Below are 14,931 nucleotides of genomic sequence, written 5' to 3' on the forward strand. Positions count from 1 at the left end.
CCGGCTGCCGCTACCGTGCACGGCGTGTTCCTTCGCGCCCGAGGTAGCCGGCTCAGCCGTGTATTCGTCCCCCTGTCCGGCTTGCTCGTCTTGGCCGCCGTTTCGGCGTGCGGCCCGGACCTGAGCAAGGCGAACTTCCCCCGTACGACCATGACTGCACAGGCGTCGGCGGGCGCACCCGCGGCCGGTGCCGACGACCCGGCGTTCGGGTTGCCGGCGCAACGCCTGGTCGACACCTGCGCGCTCGTCGGCAAGGACGTGCTGGGGAGCATCGGCACGGTATCCGGTACGGCGGACGGCTTCGGTCTCGAAAAGTGCTCGAACGACGTCAAGGACGCCGGTGGCAAGGCGATGCACGTGGCGGTGGAGCTCGGGTCGCTGGTGATCGGCGGGACGACCAACGCCACCGGCACCGTGCAGGGCATGCCGGAGATCGTCGACAAATCGGTCCCGGCCGGCTGCACCGACACGGCTGTCACGTCCACCACTCCGCACGCCGTGGGCATCTCGGTCGACCTCGGCTACGACGGCGGTGGGGATCCGTGCCCGCCGGCGCACACCGTGCTCGACAAGATCCTTCAGCTCATCAAGACCGACGCGCCCAAGCTGGCCGACGCGTCCACGCCCGGTTCGCTGGTTCCCGTCGACCCGTGCACGAGCGCTGACGCCGCGGTCGCCGCGGACGTTTCCGGTGGGCAGGCGACGACATCTCCGACTGGACTGCACGGGTGCGGCTGGGGTGACAAGGTCCAACTGACCTTCTCGAACGCGATCCCGCCCAGCGAAGGCGACGGGTACAAGGCAGTCGACCTCGGTGGCGGCATTTCCGCCTTCCAGAAGACCTCGACCGCCGGGGTGGGCTGCGACGTCAAGTGGCAGCACCGGACCCTGCCAGGTGCCCAGGGCGAGACCGCGAAGGCTGAGATCGTCGACGTCAACTACAGCGACTACAGCGCGAGCGCGGCCAAGGTCGACGTCTGCCCGAAGGCCGTCCAGTTCGCCAAGAGCGTCGTCACCAAGCTGCCGAAGCCTTAGCGTAGCCAGCGGCCATGGCGCCCGGCGGCCAGGGACGGTAGGAAGGACCGGACACGACGACGTGCCGGAGGCCGAACATGAAGAAGATCATCAACGATCCGTCGACAGTGGTCGAAGAATCCCTGCGCGGGCTCGCCGCGGCACACCAGGACATCCTGCGGGTGCAGACCGATCCTGCCCTGGTGGTGCGTGCCGACGCGCCGGTGGCGGACAAGGTCGCGGTGATCTCCGGCGGGGGCTCCGGGCATGAACCGCTGCACGGCGGTTTCGTCGGGCTAGGCATGCTCGACGCGGCCGTGCCGGGCGCGGTGTTCACGTCGCCGACGCCGGACGCCGTCCAAGCCGCGGTGCTGGCGACCGCCGGCAGCGCGGGCGCGCTGCTGATCGTCAAGAACTACACCGGGGACGTGCTCAACTTCGAGACGGCCGCCGAACTGGCCGCGGCCGAGGATATCGACGTGCGCAGCGTGGTGATCGACGACGACGTCGCGGTCAAGGACTCGACGTACACAGCCGGCCGTCGCGGGGTCGGCGGAACGGTCCTGCTGGAGAAGATCACCGGTGCCGCCGCCGAACGCGGTGACTCGCTCGACGACGTGGAATCGCTGGCGCGCAAGGTGATCGGCCAGGTCAGGTCGATCGGGGTGGCGTTGACCCCGCCGACCGTCCCGCACGCCGGCGAGCCGAGCTTCACCCTGGCCGACAACGAGATCGAGTTCGGCATCGGCATCCACGGCGAGCCCGGCCGCGAGCGCATCCCGGCCGAACCGGCGGACGCGCTGGTCGCGCGGCTGGTCGACGCCGTCGTCGAGGACCTCCCCTTCACCAAGGGCGACCGGGTCCTGTTGTTCACCAACTCGATGGGCGGAACGCCGCTGATCGAGCTCTACCTCGCGCACGGGATCGCCGAAAAGCTGCTGGCGGAGCGGGGGATCGTGGTCGAGCGCAGGTTGGTCGGGCCGTACATCACGAGCCTCGAGATGCAGGGGATGAGCCTGACGCTGCTGAAGATCGACGACGAACTCACCGAACTGTGGGATGCTCCGGTCAACACGGCCGCGCTGCGATGGGGGATCTGACATGGGGTGCACCGCCGCGCAGGTGGCCGCCGCGCTGAAGGCCGCCGCGGTCGTGGTCGCCGAGCACCGGGCCGAGCTGATCGACCTCGACCGCGCGATCGGCGACGCCGACCACGGCGAGAACCTGAACCGCGGGTTCGCCGCCATCGTCGCGGCACTCGACGCGGCGTCACCCGAAACGCCCGGTGCGGTGCTGAAGCTGGCCGCCACGACGTTGATCTCGAAGGTCGGCGGCGCCGCGGGACCGTTGTATGGCACGGCTTTCCTTCGTGCGGCGACGAAGCTCGGCGACCGGTCCGAAATGGACGTCGGCGCACTGGTCGAGGTTCTCGAAGCGGCGCTCGGCGGGGTCCAGGCGCGGGGCAAGGCCGTCGAGGGTGACGCGACGATGGTGGACGCCCTGGTGCCGGCCGTCGCTGCCGCGCAGGCCGCCGCCTCGACCGGGGCCGACGTGGCAGCCGTGCTCACCGCGGCCGCCGACGCCGCGGACAAGGGCGCCGAGTCCACTGTGGACCTCGTCGCCCGCAAAGGCCGGGCGTCCTACCTCGGTGAGCGGGCGATCGGCCATCTCGACCCCGGTGCGCGATCGGCGGCCCTGCTGCTGCGGGCGTTCGCCGACGCTGCCACGTGACGGTTTTTCGCTCTTTCCCGGAGGTTGCATGAACACGGTCGGGCTCGTTCTCGTTTCCCACAGCGCCAAACTTGCCGAGGGACTGGCCGAACTCGCCGCCCAGATGGCGCCGGACGTGACCATCGTGGCCGCCGGCGGCCTGCCCGGCGGGGGGATCGGTACCGACTATGACGAGGTTGTCGCCGCGGTTCAGCGTGCCGATTCCGGTGCCGGGGTAGTCCTGTTGTACGACCTCGGCAGTGCCCAGATGACGGCCGAACTCGCGGTGGAGAGCCTGGCTGACCCGGATGCGGCCTTCGTCGTCGACGCGCCGCTCGTCGAGGGCGCGGTGGCCGCGGCGGTCGCCGCGCAGGGCGGAGCCGATCGGTCGGCCGTCGCGGCAGCGGCCGCGTCCGCGGGTGCGCCGCCGGACCTCGTCGACGTCTCGGGGGACGCGGGTGGGGCGACCGAGTTGACCCTGCGCAACGACGTCGGCCTGCACGCCCGTCCGGCCGCGCTGCTGGTCCGCAGCCTCGCCGGATTGGACGCCGAGGTCAAGATCCGGCTTGGTGACCACGAGGCGGACGCGCGCAGCGTCCTCGCTTTGATGTCGCTCGGGGCTCGCGAAGGCGACCGGATCGAGGTACGGGCGGTTGGTGCTCAGGCGAGCGAAGCCCTGCGTAAGGTTCAAGAACTGGTGGACAGAAACTTTGGGGAGTGAGTGGTGTTACGCAGGGGGATGGCGGTAGCCGACGCGGCGGGCTGTGTGCTGCTGGCGGGGTGTACGGCGACGGTGGCCGGGCAAGGCACGGCGGACCAGGGGATCAAGCACCTGAACTTCAACGGAATGCCGCTGGGCAAGCTGGACGCCTGTTCGCTGCTGGCCGACGACTTCGTCACCAAGCAGTTCGGCGCATCGCTGCCGAAGACAACGATGTCGTCGAAACACTACTGCGAATGGGGCGGTAGCGTGCATGACGCCGGAGATGTCAACTTGTCGTTCGCGGCGTACAAGCCCTCGGCCGGTCGGCCCGGGACGACGCAGGAGAACCTCGGAGGCCGTACGTCCACCGTCATACCGCTGGACGCGACGCTCTGCGGGATCGAGACCTCGCTCGGCGAGGACTGGGGACCGGGCGAGAGCGGCTCGAAGCAGATGGCCGCAATCGACGTGACGACCACGGACGGCAAAGATCCGTGCGCGGTGGCTCGTACGGTGGCCACAGCGGCCTGGCCGAAGCTGCCGGCGGTGTCGTGACTGTGTGGCGTGACCCTCGTCTTTCTCGATTCGGTAGGTGACGTTTCCGGCCGGTGGGGCTTTTCCGTGGCACTATCAGCGGGAAACTACTAGCGAGTAACCACCGGAGGCCGGTTGTGGCACGCGAATTCGCCAGTGTGGGTGTGGTCGGTCTCGGCACGATGGGCGCCGGGATCGCCGAGGTTCTCGCCAGGAGCGGCCTGTCGGTAGTGGCGGTCGAGGTCGACGACGCCGCCGTCACTCGCGGGCGCGGGCACGTCGAGCACTCCACTGAGCGCGCGCTGAGCGCCGGCAAGCTCGACGACGCCGAGCTCGCCGCGTTGCACGGCCGGATCCGGTACACGACGTCGTTGTCCGAGCTGGCCGACGTCGATCTCGTGGTCGAAGCGATCCCCGAGAACCTCATGGCGAAGGCCGAGGTGTTCTCGCAGCTGGACAAGATCACCAAACCGGAGACGATTTTCGCGTCCAACACCTCGTCCCTTTCGGTCACCGAGATCGGGGTGCACACCGCCCGGCCGGGCAAGGTCGTCGGCATGCACTTCTTCAACCCGGCGCCGGTGTTGAAGCTGATCGAGATCGTGCGGACCGTGGTGACCGAGCCGGACGTCGTCACCGACGTCGTGGCTTTCGCGGAGCGGCTCGGGAAGACCCCGGTCGTCATCGGCGACCGCGCGGGCTTCATCGCGAACTCACTGCTGTTCGGCTACCTCAACCACGCCGTGCGGATGTACGAACAGCGCTACGCCACGCGTGAGGACCTCGACGCCGCGATGCGGTACGGCTGCGGCTATCCCATGGGGCCACTGGCTTTGCTCGACCTGATCGGGCTCGACACGGCGTACGAGATCCTCGACACGATGTACCACCAGTCGCGCAACCGGTTGCACGCGCCGGCGCCGCTGCTCAAGCAGATGATCACCGCCGGGCTGCTCGGCCGGAAGACAGGCCGCGGCTTCTACACCTACGACACGCCGGATTCGCCGACCGTCATCGACGCGGCCAAACCCTCCATTGTGGAGGGTGCGGTGGTCAGGGAGATCCGGAAGGTCGGCGTTGTCGGCACCGGCACGATGGCGACCGGCATCGTCGAAGTGTTCGCCAAACGCGGCTACGAAGTCATCCTGCGTGCGCGCAGCTCCGAAAAGGCGGCGGCTTCGGTCTCGCGGGTCAAGAAGTCGCTCGACAAGTCCGTGGTCAAGGGGCGGATCTCCGAGGTGGACGCGGCGGCGGCACTGGCGCGCATCACCCCGGCCGTCGAGTTCGAGGAACTGGCCGATGTGGACCTGGTGATCGAGGCCGTCGCCGAGGAACTCGCCGTCAAGCAGGCCGTTTTCGCCGCGCTGGACGACGTCGTCAAACCCGGCGCGATCCTCGCCACGACGACGTCTTCGCTGCCGGTGATCGAGTGCGCGGCCGCGACCGGCCGCGGTTCCGACGTCGTCGGGCTGCATTTCTTCAACCCCGCCCCGGCGATGAAGCTCGTCGAGATCGTGTCGACCATCGCGACAGCGCCTGACGTCGTCGCCACCGTGCACGAGCTGTGCGGTGCGATCGGCAAGCACCCGGTCCACTGTGGAGACAGGGCGGGTTTCATCGTCAACGCGCTGCTTTTCCCTTACCTCAACGACGCGGTGAAGATGCTCGAAGGGCACTACGCGCAGGCGGACGACATCGACACCGCCATGAAGGTCGGCTGCGGGCTGCCGATGGGCCCGTTCGAACTTCTCGACGTCGTCGGGCTGGACGTCTCACTGGCCATCGAGCGGACCCTGTTCAACGAGTTCCGCGAAGAGGGCTTCGCGCCCGCGCCGCTCCTCGAGCACCTCGTCACCGCCGGCCGCCTCGGCCGCAAAACCGGCAAGGGCTTCAAGGACTACACCGCCTAGCAGGACTCCCCTCGAGGCCCTCCGCAAGGCGGGCACTTTTGTACGAGAGTGCCCTGCTTGAGAGCTCAACCAGGGCACGAAAGTACAAAAGTGCCCCCTCCGGCCGCCGGGGACCGCCGGCTAGGGGGTGGTGGTCGAGCCTGGTGGCAGGAGCGGGCCGCCGGCCCAGTGCTGGAAGACGAGGTTCGTGTGGACGCGGGCGACCTCGTCGCGGGCGGTGAGTTCGTCGAGGACGAGCCGCTGCAGTTCCGCGGCGGACGTCGTGGCGACGTGGGCGAGGAAGTCGTCCGGTCCGGTCAGGTGATACACCGCGCGCACCTCCGGCTGCGCCAGCAGGTGCTCGACGAACGGGAACACCAGTGGCCGCCGGTGCGGACGCACCTGGATGAAGAGGAACGCCTCCAGCGGACGGCCGAGCTTCGCGGCGTCGACCTGGGTGCGCTGCCCGGTGATCACCCCGGTGGTCCGCAGCCGGGCGACGCGGTCGAGGCAGGTCGACGCGGCGATCCCGACCGCGGCCGCCAGCTCCTTGTTCGAGACCCGGGAATCGTTCTGGAGGAAACGAAGAATTTCGAGGTCCACCGTGCTCAGTTCGACAGAATCTGACATGGCCGAATAGTAGCCGGATCTGTTGCGCCTACTCCGGTGAACAATCGACGATCAGTGCATGTCAGCAATGCGCACGAGAGCTGTCCACGCCGGCCGCGACGATCTCGCGGACCTGGGTGTGCACGCCGTCCCCCTCGATTTGTCGACAACCTATCCGTCCCGCGACAGCCGTGACGAAGCACGTCGGATCGACGTGTTCGCCACCGGCGCGGTCGATCCGGGCACGCCCATCTACGGCCGGATTTCGAACCCCACGGTCGAGCGGTTCGAGGAGGCGCTGGCCGAGCTCGAGGGCTTCGACCAGGCCGTCGCGTTCGCCAGCGGGATGGCCGCGGTGTCCGCGTGTCTGCTTGCCTGTGTCGCGAAGGGCAAGCCGCACGTCGTCGCCGTCCGCCCGGTTTACGGCAGCACCGACCACGTCCTGAGCTCAGGACTGCTGGGCACCGAGGTCACGTGGGCGTCGCCCGAATCGCTGGCCGCCGCTCTCCGCCCGGAGACCGGACTCGTGTTCGTCGAGACCCCGGCGAACCCGACACTGCGAGAGGTCGACATCGCCGCGTTGGCCGAGGCCTGCGGCGAGGTTCCGCTGCTGGTGGACAACACCTTCGCCACGCCGGTGCTGCAGCAGCCGGGCCGCCACGGTGCCGGGCTGGTCCTGCACAGCGCGACCAAGTTCCTCGGTGGACACGGGGACGTGATGGGCGGCGTCGTCGCGTGCGGCGCCGAAGAAGCCGCGCGGCTGCGGCAGATCCGCTTCGCCACCGGCGGCATCCTGCACCCGCTCGCGGCGTACCTGCTGCTGCGCGGGCTGTCCACGCTTCCGCTGCGGGTCGCGGCCGCCTCGGCCACCGCGGCCGAGCTGGTCACCCGCCTGCGTGCGCACCCACGGGTCCGGGCGGTGCACTATCCCGCGCTCGGCGGGCCACTGGTCGCGTTCGAAATCGACGGCGATCCGCACGCGGTGATCGGCAGCGTCCGGCTCGCGACGCCCGCGGTCAGCCTCGGCAGCGTCGACACGCTGATCCAGCACCCGGCGTCGATCAGCCACCGGATCGTCGGCGAGGAGGACCGGCACGACGCCGGCATCACCGACCAGCTGCTGCGGATGTCCGTCGGGCTGGAAGACGTCGAAGACCTGTGGAACGACCTCGAACAGGCGCTGAAGACGAGCTGGCGGGCCTGCTAACCGCAGCAACCGCCGCCGCAGCACCCACCGCCGCCGGCCGGTGCCGCACCGACCGCGGCACCGGTCAGCGCGACGGTCGTCAGGAGCTTGACGGTGTCCGCGTGGCCTTCCGGGCAGGACGCGGGCGCGCCGGACTCGCTCATCGGGCGGAGCACCTCGAAGGTCCCGGCACATTCGCGGCAGCGGTATGCGTAAGTCGGCATGCGGTGATTATCGTCGCCGCGCGCCCGGGTGGGAAGCTGGGTTCATGGATCTGCCCATGCCGGAGGACCGGCCCCACCTCGGTCAGGTAGTGCCGTCGGTGCTCGCGGCACTCGGCGTGGGCGAATTCGACAACTCGCTCGCGCTCCCGGAAATAAGCCGCGCGTGTGTGCTGCTCATCGATGGCCTCGGCTGGGAACTGCTCGACGAACACGCCGCGTACGCGCCGGTGCTCGCCGGGCTCGCGAAACAGCCGCTGCGGGTCGGCTACCCGTCGACCACCGCGGCCGGCCTCGCCGCGATCGGCACCGGGCTGGCGTCCGGCGAGCACGGGATGGTCGGGTACACGTTCGAGGTTCCGGGCACTGGCGTGGTCAACTCGCTGCGCTGGTGTGCCCATCCCGGCGGTGGGGACCTGCTCGGCACCCTCGAGCCCGAGGAGGTCCAGCCGCTGCCGACCACCTTCGAGCGCGCGGCCGCCGCGGGGATCACCACCAGCGTGGTGAACAACGCCGAGTTCGCCCGGTCGGGCATGACCCGCGCTGTCCAACGCGGAGGCCGCTACGCCGGGGTGCACGCGTTGGGTGACTTGGCCTCGGAAACCCTGCGCGCCTTGGAAAGCAGCCCGAGCTTCTGCTACTCCTACCACAGCCAGCTCGACATGCTCGGGCACCTGTACGGTCCCGGCTCGGCCGCGTGGCGGATGCAGCTGCGCCAGGTCGACAGGCTGGTCGAGTCCATTGTGGAGGGACTGGTGCCGGGTGCGATGCTCGCCGTCGTCGCGGACCACGGCATGGTCACCATCGCCGACTCGATCGATCTGGACGCCACGTCCGCGTTGCTGTCCGGAGTGCGGGCGCTCGGCGGCGAGCCGCGGGCCCGGCACGTCTACGTCGAGGACGGTGCGCTCGGCGACGTGCTGAGCGCATGGCGGGAAACGTTGGGGGACAACGCCTGGGTGCTTTCGCGTGACGAGGTGATCGAGGCGTGCTGGTTCGGGCCGGTGGTCAGCGACCGGGTGCGGCCGAGGATCGGCGACGTCGTCGCGGCCGCCACCGGTGGGTTCGGCATGCTGCGGAGAGAGGCCGAGAAGCTGGAGTCGAGGCTTGTCGGCCACCACGGTTCGCTGACGAGTGCCGAACAGCTGGTGCCGCTCGCGATCGCTTACGGCTAGCGATCTCCAGCACATTGTCGCCGACGTCGTAACCGTTGAGCTTGGGGCACTCCTGCGCGGGATCTACGCCGACCCGACGCGGTGTCCGGTCGGCTGGATGCTGCTTCGCGAGCGACTCGAGTACCTGACCAGCGAAGACATCGCCGAAGGCGCGCGGCTGCGGGCCGAAGCTGTCGAGTTCGACCCCGTCGACCCGCGCCGGCTCGCGGAGTTCGGCCACGAGGTCGGTGCGACCGAGCGGACGCTGTCGCGGCGTTCCGCCGGGCTGTCGGCGTACCTCCCGGCGAGTACTTCGGCGGTTAGGCCTCTACCGTGGACCAGGTGGGACGGAACAACCGGCGGAACCGAGGCGGCCGCGAGGAGCACCAGCTGGGCGCGTCCGTGGGCTGGGCGCGCTCGGAGGCGGCCCCGGACGGTGACTGGCTGGTCCGCAGCGTCCCCGGCGCCCGCGCGACGAAGCTCTACCGCTGCCCGGGCTGTGACCACGAAATCCAGGTCGGCACCCCGCACGTCGTCGTCTGGCCCGCCGACGAAACCGGCTCGGTCGTCGACCGGCGGCACTGGCACCGCCCCTGCTGGGAAGCCCGCACCCGCCGCACCCTCACCCGCCGCCGCTGACGCGAGTCCCACGCCCAAATCCGCGAGTCCCACGTTGGGAACCGGCGAGTCCCACGTTCAAGCCTTGCAGTCCCACGTTCGTGGCCGATCGCGCGCGACGCCGAGTGTGGGACTCGGCACTTTGAGTGTGGGACTCGCCGGGCTCGCGTGACCGGCAGGCCGCCGGCGAAGTGCGGTCCGGGCGGCGGGTCCGAGGTGGGTGAGACGACGCGCACACCCCGGGCGGCGACGTGCTGTGAAAGGGCCACGTCCCGGGTCAGCGCCTCGGCAGGCCGAGGCCGCAGCAGGCGGGTCGTCGCGGGCACCCGTGCGACCACCGAACCCAGTCTCACCAGCACATTCGACTTCTCGTGGAGTACTTCCGGCGCGTCCCGCGTCAGCCCGAAACGCCGCGCCACTTCCGTGGCGGCAGCCACCGCTGAGCGGGTGTATTCGTCAGCCATGCGGTGATCTTGGCAGCCGGTGCGAGCGGGGGGAGTGGTCGAGGGCTAACATCCCCGTAGCCGCCGGAGCGGGGCTCGCGCGCCCCGGTAGCACGTACTGTGCCCACCACAAAGTCTTTGAGTCCAGGAGGCAGGAGTGACGGCCGTAGCCCCCAAGCCGATCGCCACGCGTCCGTATCCGGCGCGCGAATCGGTGAAGGGTTCGTCCCTGCTGGCGTTGTTCCGCACGACGGACCACAAACAAATCGGCATCATGTACCTCGTGACCTCGTTCGCCTTCTTCATGGCGGGCGGCGCGATGGCGATGCTCATCCGGACGGAGCTCGCCCGGCCAGGGCAGCAGTTCCTCTCGCAGGAGCAGTACAACCAGCTGTTTACCATGCACGGCACGGTGATGCTGCTGCTCTACGCGACCCCGATCCTGTTCGGTTTCGCGAACTTCATCCTCCCGCTGCAGATCGGTTCGCCGGACGTGGCGTTCCCGAGGTTGAACGCGTTCTCGTACTGGCTTTACCTCTTCGGCGGCCTGATCGTGCTGTCGGGCTTCCTCACCCCGGGTGGCGCCGCGGACTTCGGCTGGTTCGCCTACACGCCGCTGTCCGACGCGATCCACTCCCCGGGTGTCGGCGCCGACCTGTGGATCTCCGGTCTGGTCGTCTCCGGTCTCGGCACCATCCTCGGTGGCGTCAACATGATCACCACAGTGATCTGCCTGCGCGGCCCGGGGATGACGATGTACCGGATGCCGATCTTCACCTGGAACATCCTGGTCACCAGCATCCTGATCCTGCTGGCGTTCCCGATCCTCACCGCGGCCCTGCTGGGGTTGCTAGCGGATAGGCACTTAGGCGCTCACGTCTTTGACCCGGCCAACGGCGGGGTGATCCTGTGGCAACACCTGTTCTGGTTCTTCGGCCATCCAGAGGTCTATATCGTGGCCCTGCCGTTCTTCGGGATCGTGTCTGAGATCTTCCCGGTCTTCAGCCGCAAGCCCGTGTTCGGTTACAAGGGCCTGGTCTGGGCGACGCTGGCCATCGCGGCGCTGTCGATCGCGGTGTGGGCGCACCACATGTACGCGACCGGCGCGGTCCTGCTGCCGTTCTTCTCCTTCATGACGTTCCTGATCGCGGTCCCGACCGGCGTCAAGTTCTTCAACTGGATCGGCACCATGTGGAAGGGGCAGCTCAGCTTCGAGACGCCCATGATCTTCTCCATGGGCTTCATCGTCACGTTCCTCTTCGGCGGGCTGACCGGTGTCCTGCTGGCCGCTCCGGCGATCGACTTCCACGTCTCGGACAGCTACTTCGTCGTCGCGCACTTCCACTACGTGCTCTACGGCACCATCGTGTTCGCCACCTTCGCCGGGATCTACTTCTGGTTCCCGAAGATCACCGGCCGGATGATGGACGAGAAGCTGGGCAAGTGGCACTTCTGGACCACGTTCATCGGCTTCCACATGACCTTCCTCGTGCAGCACTGGCTGGGCGCGGAAGGCATGCCCCGGCGGTACGCGGACTACCTGGCCAGCGATGGTTTCACCACGTTGAACACGGTCTCCACGATCGGCGCGTACATCCTCGGTGCCTCGACCCTGCCGTTCATCTGGAACGTTTTCAAGAGTTACCGGTACGGCGAGATCGTCACGGTCGACGACCCGTGGGGTTACGGCAACTCGCTGGAGTGGGCGACTTCGTGTCCGCCGCCGCGGCACAACTTCACCGAGCTGCCGCGGATCCGGTCCGAACGACCAGCGTTCGAACTGCATTACCCGCATATGGTCGAGCGGTTGCGCAACGAAGGTGAGATCGGCTTCTTCGGGAAGCCGAAGCTACATGGCGAGGGCGGCAACGCTCCGTCGCAGCTACTCACCAAGACCGCGACACCAGGTCACGAAGAAGACAACGCAAGCGAACAGTGACACCTCACTTCGCCCCACCGGCTTCGGCCAGTGGGGCGAAGTTGTGTCCAGGGGAGGCACCGTGAGCCAGACACCTGTCTTGATCACCACGACGGGCCCGGACAAGACCGGCGTTTCGTCTGTGCTCTTCGCGGCACTCACCAAACACGACGTCGATGTCCTCGACGTCGAGCAGGTGGTCATCCGGGGGCAGCTGGTGCTCGGCGTGCTGGTCGGCATCGACAGCGACCCCGAAGCGCTCCAGGAATCGGTCGAACAGGCCATGGCCAGCGTCGCCATGAACGTCGAAGTCCGCATCGGTTCGGCCATCGGTGACAACCCCTTCGCCCCCGATCACCACGGCTCTACGCACGTGGTCGTCGTGCTAGGCCGCCCGTTGTCGGCGCGGGCCTTCACCGACGTCGCCCGCCGGATGGCCTCGATCGGCGTCAACATCGACACCATCCGCAGCATTGCGGACTACCCGGTCACCGGGCTCGAGATCCACGTGTCCGTCGCCGGGGAAACCCCGGAAGCGGACGCCCAGCTCCGCACGGCGCTCGCCGACGTCGCCTCGAAGGTGGGGCTCGACGTCGCGGTGGAACACGCCGGGATCGCCAGGCGCGCCAAGCGGTTGATCGTTTTCGACGTCGATTCCACGCTCGTCCAGGGCGAGGTGATCGAGATGCTCGGCGCGCACGCCGGCGTCGAGCCTCAGGTCCGCGAGATCACCGAAGCCGCCATGCGTGGCGAGCTGAACTTCACCGAATCGCTGGTACGCCGCGTCGCGCTGTTGGCCGGGCTGCCGGCGACCGTGCTCGACGAAGTGGCAGCCTCGCTGGAGCTGACGGCCGGCGCGCGGACGACAGTGCGCACGCTCAAGCGCCTCGGGTATCGCTGCGGAGTCGTCTCGGGCGGATTCACCAGCGTCATCAACCACCTCGTCGAGGACCTGGGGCTCGATTTCGCGGCCGCGAACGAGCTCGAGATCGTCGACGGCAGGCTGACCGGGCGAGTCGTCGGGGAAGTCGTGGACCGTGCGGGCAAGGCCGTCGCGTTGCGGCGATTCGCCTCGGAATACGACATCCCGCTGTCCCAGTGCGTCGCCGTGGGTGATGGTGCCAACGACATCGACATGCTGTCCGCAGCCGGTATGGGAGTCGCGTTCAACGCGAAGCCGGCGCTGCGGGAGGTCGCCGACACCGCGCTCTCGCATCCGTACCTCGACGCCGTGCTGTTCGTACTCGGCGTGACCCGGGCCGAAGTCGAAGCCGCGGACGCCGCGGACGGGCTCACGTCCTTGCGGCCATGAGCATGCTTCTCGAGCCGATGGCGGCGCGCTACGCGTACTGGCTGGGCCTGCCTGCGGAGGACACCTCGGACACCGACGACGAAGACCCGGCCGAAGTCCGCGCAATGCCGGTCGTGCTGCGGATCGAGCGCGCGCAGCCGCCCGGACGTACTCCGCTGCTCGAAGCGGCGGCGTCAGCGGCGCTTGCCGTCTGCCTGGACGAACGCGCCCGACCCGGCGGCGAGTGGCACGAGAGCCTCCACGCCTGGATCGACGGCCGGATCCGCAAGGTCACCCGGCGCGCCCGGGGGGTGCACTGGGAAGCCGCGCAGCAGGTCCCCGGGGTCACCGTGACCGTCGATGGCGCGGAGGCCAGGGCACTCGTTCCCGGTCGCGTCGTGGACACGCCGAAGGTCATCAGCAGGCTGCAGATCTCCGGGAGCGAGCTCCCCGCCGACGAGCCTGGCCCGCCACCGCCCGAGCTGCCGAGGCTGCTACTCAACCCGTCGGTGCCGATGACCGTCGGCAAGGCTGCCGCCCAGGTCGGCCACGCCACGATGATCCTGGCTTCGCTGCTCGATCCGGTGGAGCTGGAGGTCTGGGCGAGTCGCGGATACCGCTGCTCGGTCCGCAAGGCGACCGTCGCCCAATGGAAGGAACTTCACCCCGGCGACGACCCCGCTGGTGCATGGTTGCAGAAGCGTGTCATCGCAGTGCGCGACGCGGGTTTCACCGAAGTCGACCCGGGAACGGTGACCGTTCTCGCCCAATGGTTTCAGGAACAAGCCCGCCCCTGACCCGGTTTCACCTGGTATGACACTTGAAGTGCAGCGCGAGGGTGAACACGAGTTCGTCGGCCGCAACGAGCGCGGTGCGGAAGTCCGGTTGGGCCGCAACGGTCAGCAGGGCTCGTTCTCGCCCGCCGAGCTGCTGCAGATCGCTACCGCCGGCTGCTCCGCGGTGACGGCGGAGAACCTGATCACCCGGCGCGTGGGCGAGGACTCGAAGTTCCGCGTCTCCGTCACGGCAGACAGGCGCGAAGGCGCCTCGGAGCTTGACGGCGTCCACGTCCGCTTCGACGTCGACCTGGCGAACCTCGACGCTGAGCAGCGCGAAGCCCTGGCGGCAGCCGTGGACCGTTCGATCGAGCGTCTCTGCACCGTCAGCCGGACCCTGAAGAAGGCCATCCCGGTGACCGAGGAGTTCCCGGTCGCCTGAGCGCTTTCCATAACATCCCCCCCGAGTCGCTGGGCGGTCAGGTCGAGGCGGGGGCGTCTTCCGAGCTCCAGACGACGTAGGCCTCGTCGGCGTCGGTGGTCATGGCCTCGATGAACTTCTCGTGGTCGAAGCCGGGCAGGGTCTGCAGGCGCTCGATGAGCGCGTCCGCGGCCGGGTCGGCGCTGGGGATCGCGGTGCCCTTGCCGTTCGCGCCCGCCAGCATGAAGAAGACGTCTTCCTTGGACAGGCCCTCGGGAATCACCCTGATGACGACCGCCGTCAGCTCCGCCCAGGTGACGGCTTCTTCGCTGCCGTCGGCGAGCTGCCGCCGCACGCCGGTGTCATCGACACTGACCGAGCGGGACTGTGCGCTGCTGGGCGAGTCCTGGGTCAACCCTGTCTCCTCAATCTTTGCGTTCCCAA

Annotated in this window: 16 protein-coding genes and 1 pseudogene; 13 read left to right on the forward strand and 4 right to left on the reverse strand. The window is 68.7% G+C overall.

Annotated elements, in window-relative coordinates; translation table 11 throughout:
- The first annotated feature begins 24 nt into the window (after positions 1-24).
- From JWQ81_RS20405 to JWQ81_RS20430, 6 genes are all read left to right on the forward strand, one after another.
- Entirely contained in the window at positions 25-1,035 is a 1,011-nt protein-coding gene (locus JWQ81_RS20405; protein WP_297543869.1) for a hypothetical protein, read from the forward strand.
- 77 nt (positions 1,036-1,112) lie between these two features.
- Positions 1,113-2,114, forward strand: a complete 1,002-nt coding sequence (gene dhaK, locus JWQ81_RS20410) for a dihydroxyacetone kinase subunit DhaK (protein WP_297543870.1) — start codon at positions 1,113-1,115, stop codon at positions 2,112-2,114.
- Between the two features lies 1 nt (position 2,115).
- Positions 2,116-2,745: a dihydroxyacetone kinase subunit DhaL gene (gene dhaL / locus JWQ81_RS20415; RefSeq protein ID WP_297543872.1), complete on the forward strand. Its 630-nt coding sequence runs from the start codon at positions 2,116-2,118 to the stop codon at positions 2,743-2,745.
- 28 nt (positions 2,746-2,773) lie between these two features.
- On the forward strand, positions 2,774-3,445 hold the full coding sequence (gene dhaM / locus JWQ81_RS20420; RefSeq protein ID WP_297543874.1) for a dihydroxyacetone kinase phosphoryl donor subunit DhaM: 672 nt from the start codon (positions 2,774-2,776) through the stop codon (positions 3,443-3,445).
- Between the two features lie 18 nt (positions 3,446-3,463).
- Positions 3,464-3,982, forward strand: a complete 519-nt coding sequence (locus JWQ81_RS20425) for a hypothetical protein (protein WP_297543876.1) — start codon at positions 3,464-3,466, stop codon at positions 3,980-3,982.
- A 116-nt stretch (positions 3,983-4,098) separates the two neighbouring features.
- Positions 4,099-5,871 carry a 3-hydroxyacyl-CoA dehydrogenase family protein gene (locus JWQ81_RS20430; RefSeq protein ID WP_297543877.1) on the forward strand — a complete coding sequence of 591 codons (1,773 nt, stop codon included), beginning with the start codon at positions 4,099-4,101 and terminating at the stop codon, positions 5,869-5,871.
- Positions 5,872-5,991: 120 nt separating this feature from the next.
- Here the strand turns inward: JWQ81_RS20430 and JWQ81_RS20435 are convergent, their stop codons facing one another.
- Positions 5,992-6,480, reverse strand: a complete 489-nt coding sequence (locus JWQ81_RS20435) for an Lrp/AsnC family transcriptional regulator (protein ID WP_297543879.1) — start codon at positions 6,478-6,480, stop codon at positions 5,992-5,994.
- Positions 6,481-6,538: 58 nt separating this feature from the next.
- Between JWQ81_RS20435 and JWQ81_RS20440 the strand changes: the two genes are divergently transcribed.
- Positions 6,539-7,666 (forward strand): aminotransferase class I/II-fold pyridoxal phosphate-dependent enzyme, encoded by a 1,128-nt coding sequence (locus JWQ81_RS20440; RefSeq protein ID WP_297543881.1) that lies wholly within the window; start codon positions 6,539-6,541, stop codon positions 7,664-7,666.
- Here JWQ81_RS20440 and JWQ81_RS20445 read toward each other — a convergent pair.
- On the reverse strand, positions 7,663-7,869 hold the full coding sequence (locus JWQ81_RS20445) for a zinc ribbon domain-containing protein (RefSeq protein WP_297543883.1): 207 nt from the start codon (positions 7,867-7,869) through the stop codon (positions 7,663-7,665). The genes JWQ81_RS20440 and JWQ81_RS20445 overlap by 4 nt on opposite strands.
- Before the next feature lie 44 nt (positions 7,870-7,913).
- Here JWQ81_RS20445 and JWQ81_RS20450 point away from each other — a divergent pair, with 44 nt between their 5' ends.
- Positions 7,914-9,041, forward strand: a complete 1,128-nt coding sequence (locus tag JWQ81_RS20450; protein ID WP_297543885.1) for an alkaline phosphatase family protein — start codon at positions 7,914-7,916, stop codon at positions 9,039-9,041.
- Positions 9,042-9,362: 321 nt separating this feature from the next.
- Positions 9,363-9,659, forward strand: coding sequence for a hypothetical protein (locus tag JWQ81_RS20455; RefSeq protein WP_297543887.1), 297 nt, complete (start codon positions 9,363-9,365; stop codon positions 9,657-9,659).
- 146 nt (positions 9,660-9,805) lie between these two features.
- Here JWQ81_RS20455 and JWQ81_RS20460 read toward each other — a convergent pair.
- Positions 9,806-10,102, reverse strand: a pseudogene (locus JWQ81_RS20460) (aminoglycoside phosphotransferase family protein); the annotation flags it as partial.
- 136 nt (positions 10,103-10,238) lie between these two features.
- Between JWQ81_RS20460 and ctaD the strand changes: the two are divergent.
- The 4 genes from ctaD to JWQ81_RS20480 all read left to right on the forward strand — a co-directional run bounded on the left by ctaD (position 10,239) and on the right by JWQ81_RS20480 (position 14,508).
- Positions 10,239-12,020, forward strand: a complete 1,782-nt coding sequence (gene ctaD, locus JWQ81_RS20465; protein WP_297543889.1) for a cytochrome c oxidase subunit I — start codon at positions 10,239-10,241, stop codon at positions 12,018-12,020.
- A gap of 61 nt (positions 12,021-12,081) precedes the next feature.
- On the forward strand, positions 12,082-13,311 hold the full coding sequence (gene serB / locus JWQ81_RS20470) for a phosphoserine phosphatase SerB (RefSeq protein ID WP_297543891.1): 1,230 nt from the start codon (positions 12,082-12,084) through the stop codon (positions 13,309-13,311).
- Complete coding sequence (locus JWQ81_RS20475) at positions 13,308-14,087, forward strand: peptidyl-tRNA hydrolase (protein ID WP_297543893.1); 780 nt, start codon at positions 13,308-13,310, stop codon at positions 14,085-14,087. The genes serB and JWQ81_RS20475 overlap by 4 nt, the downstream gene beginning before the upstream one ends.
- Positions 14,088-14,103: 16 nt before the next feature.
- Entirely contained in the window at positions 14,104-14,508 is a 405-nt protein-coding gene (locus tag JWQ81_RS20480; protein ID WP_297543895.1) for an OsmC family protein, read from the forward strand.
- A gap of 37 nt (positions 14,509-14,545) precedes the next feature.
- On the opposite strand, the gene JWQ81_RS20485 is transcribed toward JWQ81_RS20480, so the two are convergent.
- On the reverse strand, positions 14,546-14,902 hold the full coding sequence (locus JWQ81_RS20485) for a hypothetical protein (protein WP_297543897.1): 357 nt from the start codon (positions 14,900-14,902) through the stop codon (positions 14,546-14,548).
- Positions 14,903-14,931: the final 29 nt, after the last annotated feature.

Source organism: Amycolatopsis sp. (assembly GCF_025464955.1).
Taxonomy (GTDB): Bacteria; Actinomycetota; Actinomycetes; order Mycobacteriales; family Pseudonocardiaceae; genus Amycolatopsis.

Coding starts and splice junctions, on each gene's coding strand:
- dhaK (WP_297543870.1), top strand. CDS start 1,113: ATGAAGAAGATCATCAACGATCCGTCGACAGTGGTCGAAGAATCCCTG.
- JWQ81_RS20450 (WP_297543885.1), top strand. CDS start 7,914: ATGGATCTGCCCATGCCGGAGGACCGGCCCCACCTCGGTCAGGTAGTG.
- dhaM (WP_297543874.1), top strand. CDS start 2,774: ATGAACACGGTCGGGCTCGTTCTCGTTTCCCACAGCGCCAAACTTGCC.
- JWQ81_RS20425 (WP_297543876.1), top strand. CDS start 3,464: ATGGCGGTAGCCGACGCGGCGGGCTGTGTGCTGCTGGCGGGGTGTACG.
- JWQ81_RS20475 (WP_297543893.1), top strand. CDS start 13,308: ATGAGCATGCTTCTCGAGCCGATGGCGGCGCGCTACGCGTACTGGCTG.
- JWQ81_RS20480 (WP_297543895.1), top strand. CDS start 14,104: ATGACACTTGAAGTGCAGCGCGAGGGTGAACACGAGTTCGTCGGCCGC.
- dhaL (WP_297543872.1), top strand. CDS start 2,116: ATGGGGTGCACCGCCGCGCAGGTGGCCGCCGCGCTGAAGGCCGCCGCG.
- JWQ81_RS20445 (WP_297543883.1), bottom strand. CDS start 7,869: ATGCCGACTTACGCATACCGCTGCCGCGAATGTGCCGGGACCTTCGAG.
- JWQ81_RS20435 (WP_297543879.1), bottom strand. CDS start 6,480: ATGTCAGATTCTGTCGAACTGAGCACGGTGGACCTCGAAATTCTTCGT.
- JWQ81_RS20440 (WP_297543881.1), top strand. CDS start 6,539: ATGTCAGCAATGCGCACGAGAGCTGTCCACGCCGGCCGCGACGATCTC.